The sequence below is a fragment of the Neoroseomonas rubea genome (assembly GCF_016106015.1).
Taxonomy (GTDB): domain Bacteria; phylum Pseudomonadota; class Alphaproteobacteria; order Acetobacterales; family Acetobacteraceae; genus Neoroseomonas; species Neoroseomonas rubea.
The window spans coordinates 1-17,192 of the sequence record NZ_JACADQ010000061.1 but is presented as its reverse complement, the minus strand read 5'-3'; the positions used below and the strand labels follow the sequence as shown (position 1 = coordinate 17,192).

Sequence of the window (17,192 nt, the reverse complement as noted above, 5' to 3'; positions counted from 1 at the left end):
ATCACCGTCGCCACCGCTGCGACCGCGCGCCGGATGGCGCGGGCCGCGCGCAGCGGCGCCGGGACGGGGCCGACCGCGCCGCTCACCCGCCGAAGCGCACGCCGGAGATCGGGGCGATCACCTCGTTGTACACCTCGCCGCAGCGCGCGCCGCAGCGGCGCACCCAGCCGGGCAGCACCACCTCGCGGAAGATGCGCCGCGCCTCGGCGCGGTCCGCATCCGTCGCGGGCACTTCCGTCATGGGCCGGGCGGCGACATTGTGGATGCGGCATTCCGCGGCGCGGCCGATGTTGCAGTCGATGCCGTCGCGCGTGGCCGCGGCGCCGAGCGCCCATTGCGCGTCCGACACCTCCTTCATCGTCGCCTCCATGAAGGCGCGCACCTGCGGATCCAGCCGATTCCACCAGTTGAGGTTCACGAGGTAGCCCGCGACGGCCCAGGAGACGGGCATCGCGGAGATGTGCGTCGTCACTTCCGGCCAGCGCGCCGCGGCGCCCGAGCCCGAGCCGGTGATGGCGCAATCGACCACGCCGCGCTCGAGTGCCGAATAGACCTCCGGGAAGCCGATGCTGACCGGCTGCGCGCCGAGGGTGTTGAAGAAGTCGACGAGCGAGTTGCCGAAGGTGCGGACGCGACGGCCGCGCAGGTCGGCCAGGCTCGTGAAGGGCGCGCGGCAGAACACCACCTGCGCCGGGAAGGGATACAGTGCGACGAGCCGCGTGCCGAAGCGTTCCAGGTCGCGGTTGGCGGCGGGGATGATCGCCTCGGCGATGCGCTGCGCGTCGCGGATGTCCGGTGCCAGGCCCGCGAGATCGACGCCGTCCAGGATCGGCACGTCGCCCGACAGCGTCGTCAGCGTCCCGGCGCCGATCTCCACCTGGCCGGAGCGGACGAGGCGGACGATCTCGTTGCCTGCGAGGTTGCGTTCCGCATGGGTCGCGAGCGTCACCTGGATGCGGCCGTTGCTCCGCTGCGCGGTCGCGTCGCGCAGGATGGGCTGGTCCACGCGGGTGTATTGCGGCTGGGTCGGCAAGGGCTGCGTCACGGCGACGATGCGCACCTGCGGGCCGGCGGGCAGGCTCGGCGCCTGGGCCATCGCGGGAAGGGAAGCGGCCGTGGCCATGGCGAGGCCGGCCATCATGCGTCGCAGCATCGCGAACTCCTCCTGTTGCGCGGGGTCGCATCTGCCGCGCGACCCACCGTTCGGGCACTCGACCACGCGCCGGCGGGGGCGTCGAGGGGGCGGCGGCGGCGCATCCGGCGGCGATGTGCCGCCGGATGCCCTCGGGAACGGCAGGGTGGGGAACGGCTGCCGATCTCGGCGGCACGGATGCCTTCCGGATGCGGATCGGCCCGATGCCGACCCAGGCGCCCGGCGGCGTGATCCGCCGGGGTCATCGCACACGCATCGCGATCGCCGTGCCCCTGGCGCTGTGGGCCGCGGAACCCTTGCGCGCGCGGCCACCAGGGGCCCGGCTCCCCCGGGACGGAAGGGGCGCCTCGCCATCCGGGGCGGCGCGCCGACCATCCCATGCCGGGCCCGCGACACTGTCCGCCTTTCCGACCCCGGCCGCGGCGGAGGGCGGCTTGAATGTCGCCTGCGGCAATCATCGCATCCGCGACCGCGTCGCGTGGGGCTTCACCACGGCGCAGGTCGCGCCCCCCTCCGCATCCGGGACCGGCGGTTCCGCCGCGCCGGCGACTGAACCCGCCCGGTTGCGCCCCGGCGCGGCGCGGGCTACCCGCCCGACCGTGTCCGAGCCCCTCCGCACCGCCGATTTCGACTTCGACCTGCCCGAAGGCCTGATCGCCCAGGAACCGGCGCGGCCGCGCGATGCCGCGCGGATGCTGGTGGTGGCACGCGAAGGGTTGCGCGACGGAGGCGTGCGCGACCTGCCAGGCCTGCTGCGCCCCGGCGACGTGATGGTGGTGAACGACACGAAGGTCATCCCCGCGCGCCTGCATGCCCGCCGCGGCGAGGCGCGGATCGAGGTGATGCTGAACCGATCGGAAGGCGGCGGCATCTGGCACGCGCTGGTGCGCAACGCGCGACGCCTGCGCGCGGGGGATGTGATCGCGGTCGAAGGTGCCGAAGCCTGCACGGCGAAGGTGCTGGAGGCGCCGGAGGGCGGGGCCGTGCGGCTCGACTTCGGGCCGGACCCGGGGCCGCTCGCCGCAGCCCTCGACCAGGCGGGGGAAGTGCCCCTGCCGCCCTATATCGCCCGTCCCGACGGCCCGCGCGCGGCGGATCGGGAGGACTACCAGACAATCTTCGCCGCCCGCCCCGGCGCCGTCGCCGCGCCGACCGCGAGCCTGCACTTCACCCCGGCCCTGCTCGACGCCATATCCGCGAAAGGCGTGGCGCGGGCGACCGTCACGCTGCATGTCGGCGCCGGCACCTTCCTGCCGATGCGCGCGGAGGACCCCCGCGCCCACCAGCTCCACGCCGAATGGGGAGAGGTGACGGAGGACGCGGCGGCCACCATCAACGCGGCGCGGGCCGCCGGCGGGCGGATCCTCGCCATCGGCACCACCGCGCTCCGCCTGCTGGAGAGCGCCGCGGCGGAGGATGGCGGGGTGCTTCCCTTCCGCGGCCTGACCGACCTGTTCCTGTTGCCCGGCCACCGCTTCCGGACCGTCGACCTGCTGATGACGAACTTCCACCTGCCGAAGAGCACGCTGTTCATGCTGGTCTGCGCCTTTTCCGGCACCGCGCGCATGAAGGCGGCCTATGCGCATGCAATCGCGCAGCGCTACCGCTTCTATTCGTACGGCGACGCCTCCCTTCTGGAACGCGCCGCATGACGCTGCGCTGGGAGCCCCGCGGCCAGGACGGCGCGGCCCGCGCCGGCATGCTGCTGACCGCGCATGGCGAAGTGCCGACGCCGGTCTTCATGCCCGTCGGCACCGCCGGCACGGTCAAGGCCATGACGGCGGACGCGGTGCGCGCGACCGGCGCGCGCATGGTGCTCGGCAACACCTACCACCTGATGCTGCGCCCGGGCGCCGAACGCGTCGCGCGGCTGGGCGGGCTGCACCGGCTGATGGACTGGCAAGGGCCGATCCTGACCGATTCCGGCGGCTTCCAGGTCATGTCCCTGTCCGGCCTGCGGCAGATGGACGAAGGCGGCGTGACCTTCCGCAGCCATATCGACGGCACGAAGCATCGCCTGACGCCGGAACGCAGCGTCGAGATCCAGCACCTGCTCGGCGCCGACGTGACCATGTGCCTCGATGAATGCACGCCCTTCCCGGCGACGGCGCAGCAGGCAGCCGACTCCATGCGCCTGTCCATGCGCTGGGCCGCGCGCTGCCGCGAGGCCTTCGTCCCGCGCGACGGCCACGGCCTGTTCGGCATCGTCCAGGGCAGCACCTTCCCCGACCTGCGCGCCGAGAGCGTCGAGGCGCTGACCCGCATCGGCTTCGAGGGCTACGCCGTCGGCGGCCTGGCGGTCGGCGAGGGCCAGGCGGCGATGTTCGCGGTGCTGGAGGCGACCTGCCCGCTGCTGCCGCAGGACAGCGCTCGCTACCTGATGGGTGTCGGCACGCCCGCCGACCTGGTGGGCGCGGTCGCGCGCGGCATCGACATGTTCGACTGCGTCATGCCGACGCGCTCGGGCCGCACGGGCCGGGCCTATACGCGGCGCGGCGTGCTCAACATCCGCAATGCGCGGCATGCGGAGGATCCCTCCGCGCTCGACCCGGACTGCGGCTGCCCGGCCTGCCAAAGGCATTCCCGCGCCTATCTCCACCATCTGTTCAAGGCGGGGGAGATGCTCGGGCCGATGCTGCTGACCTGGCACAACATCCAGTACTACCAGGACCTGATGGCGGACCTCCGCCAGGCAATCCTGGACGGCACCTTCGCGGCGACGGTCGCGCGCATCGAAGCCGGATGGCGCGAAGGCGAAGAGGAGAAAGCGGCATGAGCGGCGCCCCCGACCACGAATATCACGGCCTGACCCAGCTCGGCCGCCAGACCGCCCTGCCCAGCCGGCCCGAGGACGCGGTCCTGGAACGCGTCCGCGCGCCGCATCCGGGGCTGCGATATTGCGTGCGCTTCACGGCGCCGGAATTCACCTCGCTCTGCCCGCTCACCGGCCAGCCCGATTTCGCGCACCTGGTCATCGACTATGTGCCGGACGAATGGATCGTCGAGAGCAAGTCGCTCAAGCAATACCTCGCCGCCTTCCGCAACCACGGCGCCTTCCACGAGGCCTGCACGCTCGACATCGCGCAACGGCTGGTCGGGCTCCTCGCACCCGTGTGGCTGCGGATCGGGGGGTACTGGTATCCGCGCGGCGGCATACCGATCGACGTCTTCTGGCAGTCCGGCACGCCGCCCGAAGGCGTCTGGATCCCGGCCCAGGAGGTCCAGCCCTATCGTGGGCGCGGCTGACGCCGACCAGAGGGGCATCGCCCCTCCGGACCTCCCCACCAAAGGCCGAAAGGCCTTTGGAAACCATGAGCCGCGGGACGCCATCAGGCAGCACGCACTCGCCCTCGGCTTCGATGCCGTGGGCTTCGCGCGCGCGCATCTCGCACCCGAAGCACGCGACAGGCTCATGCGCTTCCTGGCCGAAGGTCGGCACGGATCGATGGGGTGGATGGCAGACCGCGCGGAACAGCGCGCCCATCCGCAGGCGCTCTGGCCGGAAGCCGTCTCGGTCGTCGCACTGGGGCTCAACTACGGGCCGGAGACGGACCCGCTCGAAAGCCTGCACCGACGCGACCGCGCGACCATCAGCGTCTATGCCCAGGGCCGCGACTACCACGACGTGGTGAAGAAGCGACTCAAGGCGCTCGGCCGCTGGATGGCCGAACGCTGGCCGGGCACCGGGATAAAGGTCTTCGTTGACACGGCGCCGGTGATGGAAAAGCCGCTCGCCCAGGCCGCGGGCCTCGGCTGGCAGGGCAAGCACACCAACCTCGTCTCCCGCGCGCATGGCTCATGGCTGTTCCTGGGCGAGGTCTTCACCACCCTCGACCTCGGCGCCGACGCGGCGGAGGTCGATCATTGCGGCTCCTGCCGCGCCTGCCTCGACGCCTGCCCGGCCGCGGCCTTCCCCGCGCCCTATGAGCTCGATGCGCGGCGCTGCATCTCCTACCTCACCATCGAGCATCGCGGCCCGATCGACCCGGCGCTGCGGCCGCTGATGGGCAACCGCATCTATGGCTGCGACGACTGCCTGGCCGTCTGCCCCTGGAACAAGTTCGCCCGCGCCCACAGCGAGCCCGCCTTCGCGCCGCGGGAGGCATTGCGCGCCCCGCTGCTGGCCGACCTCGCCGCCCTGGACGATGCCGCCTTCCGTGCGATGTTCTCCGGCAGCCCGGTGAAGCGCATCGGGCGGGACCGCTTCGTGCGGAACGTCATGGTCGCGATCGGCAATTCCGCCGACCCCGCGCTGCGCCCGGTCGCGCAGGCACGGGCGGAGGATGCCGACCCGGCCGTGGCCGATGCCGCGCGCTGGGCGGCGCAACGGCTGGAGGATGCGCCATGAGGGACGACGCCGCGCTCGTGCTGTTCAGCGGCGGGCAGGATTCCGCCACCTGCCTCGCCTGGGCGCTGGACCGCTTCGCGCATGTGGAGACGCTCGGCTTCGACTACGGCCAGCGGCACGCGGTGGAACTGACGGTGCGCGGCGCCTTCCGCGATGCCGTCGCCGCACTCGACCCCGGCTGGGCGGCGCGGCTCGGGCCCGACCACCTGCTGCGCCTCGATGCGCTGGGCGAGGTCTCCGAGACCGCCCTGACGCGCGAGGCCGCGATCACCATGACCGCGGACGGCCTGCCGAACACCTTCGTCCCCGGCCGCAACATCGTCTTCCTGACCTTCGCCGCGGCGCTCGCGTATCGGCGCGGCATCCGCCGCATCGTGGCGGGGATGTGCGAGACCGACTATTCCGGCTACCCGGACTGCCGCGACGACACGATCAAGGCGCTGCAGGTCGCGCTGAACCTCGGCATGGAACGGCGCTTCGTGCTGGAGACGCCGCTGATGTGGCTGTCCAAGGGCGAGACCTGGCGGCTGGCGGAACGGCTGGGCGGCGAGGGCCTCGTTGCGGCGGTGGTGGAGAATACCCACTCCTGCTATCTCGGCGACCGAACCCACCGCCACCCCTGGGGCTTCGGCTGCGGCACCTGCCCGGCCTGCGAATTGCGCGCCAGGGGCTGGGCGGATTTCGTCTCGGAGCGGCTATGACACTGACCCCGCGCGCGGAAGGCGTGCTTGCGCTGATCGGCTTCGGCCTGTGCATCCCCGCGGCCAATTGGCTGATCGGCAATGCGGGCACGGTCTGTGTGCCGAACGGGCCCTGCCTCGTGCCCGTGGCACCGGGGCTGATGGCGCCCTCCGGCGTGCTGATGATCGGGCTCGCGCTGGTGCTGCGGGACCTCGTGCAGCGGCGGCTCGGCCTGGGCTGGGCGGCGGGCGCGGTGCTGGCGGGGGCGGCGCTCTCGGCCTTCCTCGCGCCGCCGGCGCTGGTCATCGCCTCGGCCGTCGCCTTCCTGCTGAGCGAACTCGCCGACCTCGGCGTCTACACGCCCCTGCAGCGGCGCGGCCTCGTGCTCGCGGTGGCGGCGAGCGGGGCGGTCGGGCTCGTCGTGGACAGCGTGGTGTTCCTCTGGCTCGCCTTCGGCAGCCTCGAGTATTTGGCCGGCCAGGTGGTGGGGAAGGCCTGGATGGTGGTGCTCGCCCTGCCGCTGGTGCATCTGCTGCGGCGGCGCGATGCACGGCTCGGGATCGAGCCGGCATGATCGCGGGCCGCCGCGTCCTGATCGTCCGGAATTCGGAAACCGCGCCGGAAGGCGCCTTCGGGACGTGGCTCGCGGAAGGCGGCGCGCGCATCGAGGTGATGCGCGGCGAAGACCTGCCGGCGCGCGAGGCCGAGGCGCATTCGGCCGACCTCGTCGTGCTGCTCGGCTCCCCGCATGGCGTCTACGACACGCACATCCCCTGGGTCGCGGCGCAGCGCGGCATCGTCGCGCGGCTGGCCGAGGCCGGGCGGCCCATCATCGGCATCTGCTTCGGCGCGCAGATGCTGGCGGCGGCGACCGGCGGCCATGCGGAACCGATCGGGCAGAGCCGCGCCTTCCTCGGCGTCTTCGCCAACGAGGAAGCCGCAGATGAACGTTTCCGCGGCCCGTTCGTGCGCTGGCATGGCGACCATTTCCGCCCCCCGCCGGGCGCCGAGGTGATCGCGCGCGATGGCGGCACCGTGCAGGCCTTCCGGCACGCCAACCGCATCGGTGTGCAGTTCCACCCGGAAGCGACGGCGGAGATCGTGAAGGGCTGGGTCGCGCGCTTCGCGGACCGGGTGGACGGCCCGGCGGTGCTGGCGGCGGCGGAGCGGATCGCCCCGCCGCACGCGCTGTTCGAGGAGATGGTGCGCAGCGCGCTCGCGCCCCGCTGATCCGTCCTCTCCGCCGCACGAAGGCTCGACCTTCGTGCGGAAGGTATGGCACGCGGAGCCGGCGGGACATCCGCGCGGGTAACAAGGCCGCCGGTGCCGACCCTGCGAAGGTCTTTCCTTCGGGCGGTCGGGATCAGTCGGCGCGGATATTGTTCGCGCGTACCACCTCGCCCCACTTCGCCACTTCCCGCGCGAGGAAGGTGCCGAGCTCGGCCGGGGAGGAGGCGATCAGGCGGGCCTGCTGCACCTCGAGCATCGTCGTGCGCACGCGCTCCTCGTTCAGCGATTCCTTGAGCGCCGCGTTCATGCGCGCGACCGCGTCCTGCGGCGTGCCATGCGGGGCGAAGACGCCCCACCAGGCCTCGGCCTCGAGCCCGGGAAGCCCCGCTTCGGCCACGGTCGGCAGGTCGGACAGCGCCGGCAGGCGCTGCGGGCCGAACTGCGCAAAGGTGCGCAACGTGCCCGAGCGCGCATGCGGATGCACCACGGCGGCCGAGCCGATCATCATGTCGGTATGGCCTGCGACCGTGTCGTTCACGGCGAGGCCACCGCTGCGATAGGGCAGGTGCGTGATGCGCGTGTTCGTCCGGCCCTGCAGCAGCACCATGGTCAGGTGGCCGATCGTGCCGTTGCCGGTCGAACCGAAGGAGACGCCGTCCGGCCGCGCGCGCGCCGCGTTCACAACATCCGTGATCGAGCGGAACGGCTTGTCCGGCTTGCAGGCGAGCACATAGGGCGCGCCGCCGATCAGCATGACGGGGTCGAGGTCGCGATCGGGGTTGAAGGGCAGCTGCGGCAGCAGGGCGGCGAGTGTGGCGTGGCTGTCGAAGGTCAGCAGCCAGGTCTGCCCATCCGGCCGCGCCTTGGCGACGATGTCAGTGCCGATGGACCCCGCCGCGCCGCTACGGTTTTCCACCACCACCGGCGCACCGAGCCGCTGCGTCAGGCCGGGCGCGACGAGCCGCGCGACGGCGTCGGTCGAACCGCCCGGCGCGAAGGGCACGACGATGCGGATCGCCGCACCCTGCGCGCGGAGGGCGGGCGCGGCGAGAGTCGCGGCGGCGGCGCCGAGGGCGAGGCGACGGGTGATGCGGGTCATCTGGCGTTCTCCCGGTTGGTCTTGCGCGTGTGATGCGGCGCCGCGGAGCGCCGCGCAACCCCCTCAGGCCGACGCACGAAGGTTCCTGGCAACTCCGCATGGCGCGCGGGGTGCCGGGGCGGCCGCGCGCGACACCAGGGACCGAACCGCCCCCGACAAAAGCCGATCCCCTGTCGGCCGGGTGTCAGGCCGCGTCGATCAGGTCGAGCACGGAAGGATGGAACAGCGCGTCCGGCGTGATCGGCTGCGCGGCAAGCCCATCATCCACGGCGAAGCGGATCATGGCTGCGATCTCGTCGCGGTTGCGCGCGAAGCCGTAGGGCCAGGGGTTGCCGCCCATGGCCGCGATCTGCGCCTCGGCTTCCGCCGCGATCCAGGGCAGGGAGACGCGCAGCACGTTGACGAGGCGGAGTTCCTCGATGGAGGCCTTCTTCGCCGCGGCGAAGGCGCGGAACAGCTCGACCGGCAGCCAGGGGTGGCGCTCCGCCACGTCCTTTCGCACGGCGAGGCAGTGCATGATGGGGAAGAAGCCGGTCCTGCCGAACCAGGCCTCCTCCTCCGCCCGCGTGTCGGGCCAGAGCCGCGCGACGGGCGCGCTGCCGTCGAGGAAGCAGCGCGGCGGCCGCGGGCCGATCAGCGCGTCGATCTCGCCGGCGGCGAGCGCCGCCTCAAGGTCGCGGCCGAGCGGCTTCACATCGAGGCCCGCGGGCAGCGTGATCGCCACGCGCTCGCCGCCCGTCCGCCAGGCGATGCCCTTCGTGTCCACGCCATACTGTTCCCGCAGGAAGCCGCGCACCCAGAGTGCCGCAGTCTGCTGGTATTCCGGCAGGCCGATGGTCCGCCCCGCGAGATCGGCCGCCGATCGGATGCCGCGATCGGTACGGACATAGACCGCGGAATGCCGGAAGGCGCGGGAGAGGAAAACCGGCACGCCGACATAGGGCGAGTCACCGCGCGCGGTGGTGACGATATGGCTGCCCATCGACAATTCGCTGACGTCGAACGCCTTGTCGCGCAGCGCACGGCGAAAGATGTCCTCGGGCTCGCCGGGGATGAAGGTGATGTCGCAGCCCGGCACGCGGAAGCGCCCGTCCATGAGCGGCCGCGTGCGGTCGGAGGAGGTGCAGGCGAGGGTGAGGCTGATCATGTCGCGGCGATGGTGTCCGGCGTGAAGGGCATGGCGCGCGGGCGGATGCCGAGCGCGTCGTGGATGGCATTGGCGATGGCGGCGATGGTGGGCGCGAGGCTCGCCTCCCCTGCGCCCAGCGGCGGCGCCTCGGGCCGGGCGATGAGCCGCGTCTCGACCGCGGGCACTTCGGTGAAGCGCAGGATCGGGTAGCTCTCCCACTCGTCGGAGGTCACGCCGCGGCTGTCGAATTCGACGCGTTCCTTCAGCGCCATGGACACGCCGTGGATGGCGCCGCCCTCATACTGGTTGATCACGCCGTCCGGGTTGATCGCCTCCCCCACATCGGCCGCGATCCAGAGGCGGCGGCAGAAAACCCGGTCGAGCGCCTCGATCTCGGCGGCCACGGCGCAATAGGCGCCGGTGTTCTTGTAGCGGGCGTAGGCAAGGCCGAGGCCGAAGCCCTCGCGCTTCGTCCGCTGTCGCCAGCCGGACATCTCGGCCGCCAGCGCCAGCACGTCGCGCCCGCGCGCATCGTCGAGGTGCGCGAGGCGGAATTCGAGCGCATCGCGCCCGGCCATCGTGGCGAGTTCATCCATCACGGATTCGATCGCGAAGACATTGGCCGGCGCGCCAAGCCCGCGCAGCGCAGAACAGCGCAGCGGCATCCGCGCGATCCGCGTCACGCCCACCGTCAGGCGTGGGATGCGATAGGCCGGCACGGCGTTGCGCTGCGCGCCCCCGCCGGCGGCGAGCGGGGGGTTGATGGCGTTCGGGATGGCGCGCGGCGGGTCCATGTATTCTACGGCCAGCAGCGTCGGCGCGGGGTTGCGCCCCGGGCGGGCGGAATGGCCGTGGCTCGTCACCTCCTCCCGCCACGCGCTGATGCGGCCCTCGGCGTCGAGCGAAGCCTCGATGTCGACCAGCATGGCGGAGGAGACGGGCGCCCAGGCGAGTTCCTCGGCGCGCGTCCAGAGCAGCCGCACCGGCCGCCCGGGCACGGCGCGCGCGGCAAGCGCGGCATCGAGTGCCACATCATCCGCGCCATTGTGCCCGTAGCAGCCCGCGCCCTCGACGTGATGGACGAGGATGGCCGCTTCCTCCATGCCGAGCGCCTTCGCGAGGTCGGCGCGGAGATTGTAGATGCCCTGGGAATGCGACCAGACCTCGAGCGTGTCGTCGCGCCAGCGCGCGACGGCGCAGCAGGTCCCGACCGAGGCATGGGCGACGTAGGGGCGGAAGAAGGTCGCGCGCAGGGTCCGCGCGGCGTCGCTTGCTTCGTTTTCGCGTTCGGCCACCACCTCCCGCTCGCCGGGTTCGGCGCGCAGCCAGGCGGGCAGATCCTGCGCGGGGGGCAGGCTGTCCTCGGCCTCCCAGCGCGCGCGGGCGGCGAGGCGTTCTGCCCCGCGTTCGGCCGTGTGTTCCTCGTCGGCCAGGACGGCGAGAAAAGATCCGTCGCGCGCGAGCGCAGCACCCGGCGGAAGGGCGGCGTCGTCGAGTGCGAGCAACCGCGCCCGCCGCGCCGGCGGCCGCACCACGCGCGCATGCAGCATTCCCGGCAGGTGCAGGTCGTGGACGAAGCGGGCCACGCCGAAGACCTTGTCCGGCAGGTCGAGCCGCGCGGCGGAGGTGCCGGCGACGCGGCGTTCGGAGGCCGGCTTCGGCCGCGCATCGGCGGGCGCCTCGCAGGCGAGCAGCGCGGCATCGGCCTGCGACCAGTAGGATCCGACCTGTCGCCCATCGGGGGCGAGGAAGGCGCCATCCTCGACGCGCAGCGCCTCGACCGCCACGCCGCTGCGCTGTGCCGCGACCTGCAGGTGGATCGCGCGCGCGGAAGCGGCCGCGTGGCGCAGCGCCATGCCGCTTTCCTGCACGGACAGGCTGCCGGAGGTCACGGCCTCGTTCGGGCTGTCGGGCGTGGTGGCCGCGCGCACCACCACGCGGGCGAGCGCGACGTCGAGCTCATCCGCCACGATCTGCGCGAGCGCGGTCAGGATCCCCTGCCCCAGCTCCACCTTGCCCGGCGTGACCGTGACATGCCCCGCCGCGTCGAAGGCAAGCCAGCGGTCGAGCCGGCGGTTGACATGCAGGCTGCCCGGCAGGCGCGGTCGGTCGTCCTTCCCGCCGGTGGCCTGGACATAGGCGAGGTTCATCGCACGCCCCTCATCTCGGCCGCCGCACGGCGCACGGCGCGCAGGATGCGGTTGTGGCTGCCGCAGCGGCACAGATGCGCATCGAGCGCCGCGCGGATCGACGCATCGTCCGGATCGGGGTCGCGCGCCAGCAGCGCCGCGGCGGCGACCAGGATGCCCGAGAGGCAGAAGCCGCACTGCCCCGCCTGCTCGGCCAGGAAGGCGCGCTGCAGCGGGTGCGGCGCCTCCGGCGTCCCGAGGCCTTCGACCGTCGTCACGCTGCGCCCGGCGACGGCGCCAAGGTTCAGCGTGCAGGCATAGGCCGGCCTTCCATCCACCAGCACGGCGCAGGCGCCGCATTGTTCCGCGCCGCAGCCGAAGCGGGGCCCCGACAGGCCGAGCGGGCCGCGCAGCGCGTGCAGCAGCGGCGTCGCCTCGGGCATCTCGGCGCTGGCGGCCGCGCCGTTCAGCGTGAAGGCGACCATGCGGCGCTCAGTTCGCCTGGATGCGGGCGAGGCGGATGCCCTCGGCCTGGCGCGTGATGTCCTCCCGCAGGAAGCGGTCGAAGGCCTCGACGCCCATTGGGTTCACGAGCGCGCCGGCGCGCTGCTGCGCCTCCCGCGTCGCGGGCAGGCCCATGATGCGGTTGACCTCGGCGTTCAGCCGCTCGCGGATCGGCGCGGGCGTCGCGGCGGGCGCCATCAGTCCGAGCCAGATGCTGGCCTCGTAGCCCGGCAGCACTTCCGCCACCGTGGGAACCTCGGGCAGCAGCGGGCTGCGCTGCGGGCCGGTCGTCGCCAGCGCGCGCACGCGGCCGCCGCGCGCCTGTTCCGCCATGGTCGGGATGGCGTCGAACATCATCGGCACCTGGCCCGCGATCAGCGCCGTGCGCGCCTCGTTCGAGCCGCGGAAGGGGATGTGGGTGATCTCGATGCCCGCCATGGCGCGGAACACCTCGCCCGCCACGTGATAGGGCGTGCCCGGGCCGGAGGAGGCGTAGTCCACCTTCCCCGGATTGGCCTTCGCGTAGGCGATCAGCTCCTGCACGCTCGACACGCCGAGCGAGGGATGCACCGCGAGCACGTGGTGCGCGACGTTGATGAAGGCGACGGGGGCGAGGTCCCGCATCAGCACATAGGGGCGGTTGGGCAGCAGCGTCTCGTTCGCCGTGTGCGTGTTGGACATCAGCAGCAGCGTGTGCCCGTCCGGCTGCGCCTTGGCGACGGCGTCCGCGCCGATCGTCCCGCCGGCGCCGGGGCGGTTCTCGACCACCACCGACTGCCCGAAGGCCTGCTGGAGCGGTTCCTGGAGGAAGCGCGCCGCGACATCGGCGGACCCGCCGAGGCCGAAGGGCACGATGATGCGGATGGGGCGGGTGGGCCAGGCCTGCGCGGCGGCGCCGCGCGCCCCGAGCCCTGCCAGCGCGCCGATCGCGAGCGTGGTCCTGCGTCCGATCATCGTCTTTCCCTCCCGGTTCGTGGCGGCATTTGTGGCAGCGATCCAGGGACGCGCAAGGGGCTCAGCCCGGCACCCAGTCCGGCACGGGCATGGCGCGGTAGGCGTCCCGCAGGCTGTTCGACCAGCCTTCGCGGACCAAGCGGAAATAGGGCTCGTCCTCGGTGATGCGCTTGCGCAGCGTCACGCGCTGCGTGCCTTCCCGATAGACCAGCAGGTCGAGCGGCATGCCCACGGTGAGGTTCGAGCGCAGCGTCGAATCCATGCTGATCAGCGCGAGCTTCACGCCATCGACCAGCGTCGTATCGGGGGTGACGACGCGGTCCAGGATCGGCTTGCCGTATTTGTGCTCCCCGACCTGGAGGAAGGGCGTGTCGGCCGTCGCCTCGATGAAGTTGCCCGCGGCGTAGATCATGAACAGCCGCTGCGGCTGCCCGCCGATCTGCCCGCCCAGCAGCAGCGCCACATCGAAGGTGATCCCCTGCGCGCGCAGCGCCGGGCCGTCCGTGTCGAACACCGCGCGCACCGCCTGGCCAGTCAACTGCGCGGCGCGGAACATGGTCGGCACGTCGCGCAGCGTGTGCAGCTGGCCATCGAGCCACACGCCTTCCTGCAGCCGGTTCCACACCGCCTGGCTGATGGCGAGGTTGCCGGAGGTGAGCATGGCGATCATGCGCTCCCCCGGTATCTCCTCCACATGCATCTTGCCAAAGGTGGAGATGTGGTCGACGCCCGCATTGGTGCGGGTGTCGGACAGCAGGACCAGGCCTTCGTTCAGGTACAGGCCCACGCAATATGTCATGACGCGCCTCCGCGGCGCTCAGGCCTGCAGGTAGAAATCCTGGATCTGCCGGCCGAGCTCGAGATTCCGGTCGATGGTCGCGGTCAGGAAGTGGTGCAGACCGCCCGTCATGATATCCTCGATCCGGCCAAAGCGCAGCCTGGCGTGCATCTCCCCGGCCAGGCGGTGGCATTCGCCGCGCCGGCCGCCATGGGCGGCGGCGATGCCTTCCAGCGTCTCCTCGATCCGCGCATAGCAGGCGATCATGGACCGCGGCAGCTCGGGGCGCAGGATCAGCAGCTCCGCGATCCGCCGCGGCTCGAGCCGCGCATGGAACACCCAGTGATAGGCGCGCAGCGCCGAGACCGAGCGCAGGATCGCCTGCCACTGCCCATAGGCGACGGCGCCGTCCTGGTCCGCATTGGCGATGGCGTGGTGATGCACGTCGAGCACGCGCGCGGTGTTGTCCGCGCGCTCCATCGTCGTGCCGAGGCGCACGAAGCGCCAGGCTTCCTCGCGCAGCATGGTGTCGGCATAGGCGCCGTTGAACAGCACCGTGCGGCTTTTGACCCAGTCGAGGAAGCCCGGCAGGTTGTCGGGCGCGAAGGTCGCGGCGGTGGTCCGGCGCGCCTCCGACCAGGTTTCGTTCACCGCTTCCCACATGTCGACCGTCAGCGCGGTGCGCACGGCCCGCGCGTTTCGCCGCGCCGCCTCGATGCAGGAGAGGATGGAGGACGGGTTGGACGGATCGGCGGCGAGGTAGCGCACCACGGCTTCCTGGGTCGGCTCCGCCCCCGTCGCGGCGAAGCCAGGCGCGCAGCCGGTGGCGATCAGCAGCGCCCGCCAGGCGCTGTCGCGCACCGCGGCGTCGCGCGTCAGGCTCGACATGCGCAGCGCAACCTGCAGGCCGCGGGCGTTGTTGCCAGCGCGCTCGATGTAGCGGCCGAGCCAGAACAGGCTGTCGGCGGTGCGGCTAAGCATCAGCCTGCCTCCGCCGGCTTCGGGATGTCGGCGGGATCGTCCTCCAGCACCCAGGTGTCCTTGGTGCCGCCGCCCTGAGACGAATTGACGACGAGCGAGCCTTCCCGCAGCGCGACGCGCGTCAGCCCGCCCGGCACGATCCGCACTTCCTTCCCGCAGAGCACGAAGGGGCGGAGGTCGACATGCCGCGGCGCGATGCCCTTGTCCACCAGCGTCGGCACGGTGGACAGCGAAAGCGTCGGCTGCGCGATGTAGTCGGCGGGCTTCGCCCGGATGCGCTCGGCGAATTCGGCGCGCTGCTCGGCCGTGCTGTGCGGGCCGATCAGCATGCCGTAGCCGCCCGAGCCATGCGTCAGCTTCACCACCAGCTCATCCAGATGGGCGAGTACATGGGCGCGGTCGTCGTCCCGCTCGCAAAGGTAGGTGGGAACGTTCGCCAGCAGCGGCTCCTCGCCGAGATAGAACCGCACCATCTCGGGCACATAGGGGTAGATCGCCTTGTCGTCGGCGATGCCCGCCCCCGGCGCGTTGGCAAGCGCGACATTGCCCGCCTTGTAGGCCGCCATCAGCCCCGGCACGCCGAGCACGCTTTCCGGCCGGAAGACCCGCGGGTCGAGGTAGTCGTCGTCGATGCGCCGGTAGATCACGTCCACGCGCTGCGGGCCCGTGGTCGTGCGCATGAAGACGACGTCGTCCTCGACGAACAGGTCCGGCCCTTCGACCACTTCCACGCCCATCTCGTCGGCCAGGAAGCAATGCTCGTAATAGGCGCTGTTGTACGACCCGGGCGTGAGGATCGCGACGCGCGGCAGGCCGCGGCAATTGGGCGGGGCGACGGATTTCAGTGTCTCGAGCAGTTCCTCGGGGTAATGGCCCACGGGCGCGATGCGGTGGCGGGCGAACAGGTCGGGGAACAACCGCAGCATCGCCTCCCGCCCCTCCAGCATGTAGGAGACGCCGGACGGCGTGCGGCAATTGTCCTCGAGCACCCAGAACTCGTTCGGGGCGGTGCGCACCACGTCGATACCGGCAATATGGGTGTAGACGCCGCCCGGCGGGACGAATCCCTTCATCTCCGGGCGGAAGGCGGCGTTGTCGCGCACCAGCCCCGCCGGGATGCGGCCCGCGCGCAGGATCTCCTGCGCGCCATAGACGTCGAGCAGGAAGAGGTTCAGCGCCTTGACCCGCTGCACCAGGCCGCGGGAGAGCGCCTCCCACTCCGCCCGTGCCAGGATTCGGGGGATGATGTCGAAGGGGATCAGCCGCTCCGGATCGCCACCTTCGCCATAGACGGCGAAGGTGATGCCGATGCGCTTGAACAGGAGTTCGGCCTCGTGGCGCCGCTGTTCCAGCGCCTCCCGCGGGGCGGAGGCGAGCCAGCGGGCGATCTCGGCATAGGGGCCTCGGACCAGGCCGTCGGTCGTCATCTCGTTGAAGGCGGGGCTGGGCATGGTCACCGGCGAAGTATCCTCCCGATGCGAGCCTTGCCGGGGCGGCGCGCCGGACGCAAGGGCGACGCGGCCGCATCCCTCGCCCCGGCCGCGCCTTCTGCCCAGCAAACGGGCGTCGCCTGCCCCCTTATGGGCAGCGGCGGGGGGCGCGCCTATCCTCCGCGCCCCGCCGCCGGAGAGCCCGCATGACCGAGACCGCCACCACCGCCGCCGACGCCATCGCCGCCGCCTTCGCCGCGGCCGGCACGAAGCGCATCTATGGCGTGCCGGGGGGTGGATCGAGCCTCGACCTGATCGCGGCCGCCAAGGCGCGGGGCCTCGCCTTCGTGTTGGCGCGGCACGAGACCTCCGCCGTGATCATGGCGGCGACGGAGGCCGAACTGTCCGGGACGCCCGGTGCGGCGCTCTGCACGCGTGGTCCCGGCGTGGGCAATGCCGCGAACGGGATGGCGCATGCGGCGCTGGACCGCGCGCCCGTGGTGCTGCTGGCCGATGGCTTCGCGCCCGCCGAGCGCGCCTTCGCCACGCACCAGTATTTCGACCATGCCGCGATGTTGGCGCCGGTGACCAAGGCGCAGCTTTCGGTCGGGCAGATGGCGGCGGGGGATGCGGCGACGCGGGCGATCGGCGCGGCCATGGCGGCACCCCGCGGCGCGGCGCTGATCGAACTTTCAGGCGGGGCGGCGAAGCAGCCGGCCGCACTTCCGGCGCGCGTCGCGGCCCCCGTCCCGCCGGCGCCGGAGGCGGCCGCGATC

General features: G+C 72.3%; 17 protein-coding genes. 8 read left to right on the top strand and 9 right to left on the bottom strand.

Annotation, left to right across the window (positions count from 1 at the left end):
• Positions 1-82 precede the first annotated feature (82 nt).
• Complete coding sequence (locus HW577_RS09000) at positions 83-1,153, bottom strand: TRAP transporter substrate-binding protein (protein WP_198375804.1); 1,071 nt, start codon at positions 1,151-1,153, stop codon at positions 83-85.
• Positions 1,154-1,752: 599 nt separating this feature from the next.
• Between HW577_RS09000 and queA the strand changes: the two genes are divergently transcribed.
• From queA to HW577_RS08965, 7 genes are all read left to right on the top strand, one after another.
• On the top strand, positions 1,753-2,805 hold the full coding sequence (queA, locus tag HW577_RS08995) for a tRNA preQ1(34) S-adenosylmethionine ribosyltransferase-isomerase QueA (protein ID WP_332837576.1): 1,053 nt from the start codon (positions 1,753-1,755) through the stop codon (positions 2,803-2,805).
• Positions 2,802-3,929 (top strand): tRNA guanosine(34) transglycosylase Tgt, encoded by a 1,128-nt coding sequence (gene tgt / locus HW577_RS08990; protein ID WP_198375803.1) that lies wholly within the window; start codon positions 2,802-2,804, stop codon positions 3,927-3,929. The genes queA and tgt overlap by 4 nt, the downstream gene beginning before the upstream one ends.
• Positions 3,926-4,399, top strand: a complete 474-nt coding sequence (gene queF / locus HW577_RS08985; protein WP_198375802.1) for a preQ(1) synthase — start codon at positions 3,926-3,928, stop codon at positions 4,397-4,399. The genes tgt and queF overlap by 4 nt, the downstream gene beginning before the upstream one ends.
• Before the next feature lie 82 nt (positions 4,400-4,481).
• Entirely contained in the window at positions 4,482-5,501 is a 1,020-nt protein-coding gene (gene queG, locus HW577_RS08980) for a tRNA epoxyqueuosine(34) reductase QueG (protein WP_332837577.1), read from the top strand.
• Positions 5,498-6,202: a 7-cyano-7-deazaguanine synthase QueC gene (gene queC, locus HW577_RS08975; RefSeq protein WP_198375801.1), complete on the top strand. Its 705-nt coding sequence runs from the start codon at positions 5,498-5,500 to the stop codon at positions 6,200-6,202. Before queG ends, queC begins: the two co-directional genes overlap by 4 nt.
• A complete protein-coding gene (locus HW577_RS08970; RefSeq protein WP_198375800.1) occupies positions 6,199-6,756 on the top strand; it encodes a VUT family protein in 558 nt (185 codons plus the stop codon). Before queC ends, HW577_RS08970 begins: the two co-directional genes overlap by 4 nt.
• Positions 6,753-7,412, top strand: a complete 660-nt coding sequence (locus HW577_RS08965; protein ID WP_198375799.1) for a type 1 glutamine amidotransferase — start codon at positions 6,753-6,755, stop codon at positions 7,410-7,412. The genes HW577_RS08970 and HW577_RS08965 overlap by 4 nt, the downstream gene beginning before the upstream one ends.
• A 133-nt stretch (positions 7,413-7,545) precedes the next feature.
• Here HW577_RS08965 and HW577_RS08960 read toward each other — a convergent pair whose 3' ends face one another.
• The 8 genes from HW577_RS08960 to HW577_RS08925 all read right to left on the bottom strand — a co-directional run bounded on the left by HW577_RS08960 (position 7,546) and on the right by HW577_RS08925 (position 16,437).
• Entirely contained in the window at positions 7,546-8,511 is a 966-nt protein-coding gene (locus HW577_RS08960; RefSeq protein ID WP_198375798.1) for a tripartite tricarboxylate transporter substrate binding protein, read from the bottom strand.
• Between the two features lie 184 nt (positions 8,512-8,695).
• Positions 8,696-9,658: an ABC transporter substrate-binding protein gene (locus HW577_RS08955; RefSeq protein WP_198375797.1), complete on the bottom strand. Its 963-nt coding sequence runs from the start codon at positions 9,656-9,658 to the stop codon at positions 8,696-8,698.
• Entirely contained in the window at positions 9,655-11,790 is a 2,136-nt protein-coding gene (locus HW577_RS08950) for a xanthine dehydrogenase family protein molybdopterin-binding subunit (RefSeq protein WP_198375796.1), read from the bottom strand. Before HW577_RS08950 ends, HW577_RS08955 begins: the two co-directional genes overlap by 4 nt.
• On the bottom strand, positions 11,787-12,254 hold the full coding sequence (locus HW577_RS08945) for a (2Fe-2S)-binding protein (RefSeq protein WP_198375795.1): 468 nt from the start codon (positions 12,252-12,254) through the stop codon (positions 11,787-11,789). Before HW577_RS08945 ends, HW577_RS08950 begins: the two co-directional genes overlap by 4 nt.
• A gap of 7 nt (positions 12,255-12,261) precedes the next feature.
• On the bottom strand, positions 12,262-13,227 hold the full coding sequence (locus tag HW577_RS08940; RefSeq protein ID WP_198375794.1) for a tripartite tricarboxylate transporter substrate binding protein: 966 nt from the start codon (positions 13,225-13,227) through the stop codon (positions 12,262-12,264).
• Positions 13,228-13,288: 61 nt separating this feature from the next.
• On the bottom strand, positions 13,289-14,026 hold the full coding sequence (locus tag HW577_RS08935) for a proteasome-type protease (RefSeq protein WP_198375793.1): 738 nt from the start codon (positions 14,024-14,026) through the stop codon (positions 13,289-13,291).
• A gap of 18 nt (positions 14,027-14,044) precedes the next feature.
• Positions 14,045-14,986, bottom strand: a complete 942-nt coding sequence (locus HW577_RS08930; protein ID WP_198375792.1) for an alpha-E domain-containing protein — start codon at positions 14,984-14,986, stop codon at positions 14,045-14,047.
• On the bottom strand, positions 14,986-16,437 hold the full coding sequence (locus HW577_RS08925) for a circularly permuted type 2 ATP-grasp protein (protein WP_198375805.1): 1,452 nt from the start codon (positions 16,435-16,437) through the stop codon (positions 14,986-14,988). Before HW577_RS08925 ends, HW577_RS08930 begins: the two co-directional genes overlap by 1 nt.
• A gap of 185 nt (positions 16,438-16,622) precedes the next feature.
• On the opposite strand from HW577_RS08925, the gene HW577_RS08920 reads away from it, so the two are divergent.
• Positions 16,623-17,192 (top strand): thiamine pyrophosphate-binding protein (locus HW577_RS08920; RefSeq protein ID WP_269769524.1); only part of this gene is annotated, 570 nt, incomplete at its 3' end.

Excerpts from the sequence above, each read along its gene's own strand:
- HW577_RS09000 (WP_198375804.1), bottom strand. The coding sequence starts at position 1,153 with ATGCTGCGACGCATGATGGCCGGCCTCGCCATGGCCACGGCCGCTTCC.
- tgt (WP_198375803.1), top strand. The coding sequence starts at position 2,802 with ATGACGCTGCGCTGGGAGCCCCGCGGCCAGGACGGCGCGGCCCGCGCC.
- queF (WP_198375802.1), top strand. The coding sequence starts at position 3,926 with ATGAGCGGCGCCCCCGACCACGAATATCACGGCCTGACCCAGCTCGGC.
- queC (WP_198375801.1), top strand. The coding sequence starts at position 5,498 with ATGAGGGACGACGCCGCGCTCGTGCTGTTCAGCGGCGGGCAGGATTCC.
- HW577_RS08970 (WP_198375800.1), top strand. The coding sequence starts at position 6,199 with ATGACACTGACCCCGCGCGCGGAAGGCGTGCTTGCGCTGATCGGCTTC.
- HW577_RS08965 (WP_198375799.1), top strand. The coding sequence starts at position 6,753 with ATGATCGCGGGCCGCCGCGTCCTGATCGTCCGGAATTCGGAAACCGCG.
- HW577_RS08960 (WP_198375798.1), bottom strand. The coding sequence starts at position 8,511 with ATGACCCGCATCACCCGTCGCCTCGCCCTCGGCGCCGCCGCCGCGACT.
- HW577_RS08955 (WP_198375797.1), bottom strand. The coding sequence starts at position 9,658 with ATGATCAGCCTCACCCTCGCCTGCACCTCCTCCGACCGCACGCGGCCG.
- HW577_RS08950 (WP_198375796.1), bottom strand. The coding sequence starts at position 11,790 with ATGAACCTCGCCTATGTCCAGGCCACCGGCGGGAAGGACGACCGACCG.
- HW577_RS08945 (WP_198375795.1), bottom strand. The coding sequence starts at position 12,254 with ATGGTCGCCTTCACGCTGAACGGCGCGGCCGCCAGCGCCGAGATGCCC.
- HW577_RS08940 (WP_198375794.1), bottom strand. The coding sequence starts at position 13,227 with ATGATCGGACGCAGGACCACGCTCGCGATCGGCGCGCTGGCAGGGCTC.
- HW577_RS08935 (WP_198375793.1), bottom strand. The coding sequence starts at position 14,026 with ATGACATATTGCGTGGGCCTGTACCTGAACGAAGGCCTGGTCCTGCTG.
- HW577_RS08930 (WP_198375792.1), bottom strand. The coding sequence starts at position 14,986 with ATGCTTAGCCGCACCGCCGACAGCCTGTTCTGGCTCGGCCGCTACATC.
- HW577_RS08925 (WP_198375805.1), bottom strand. The coding sequence starts at position 16,437 with ATGCCCAGCCCCGCCTTCAACGAGATGACGACCGACGGCCTGGTCCGA.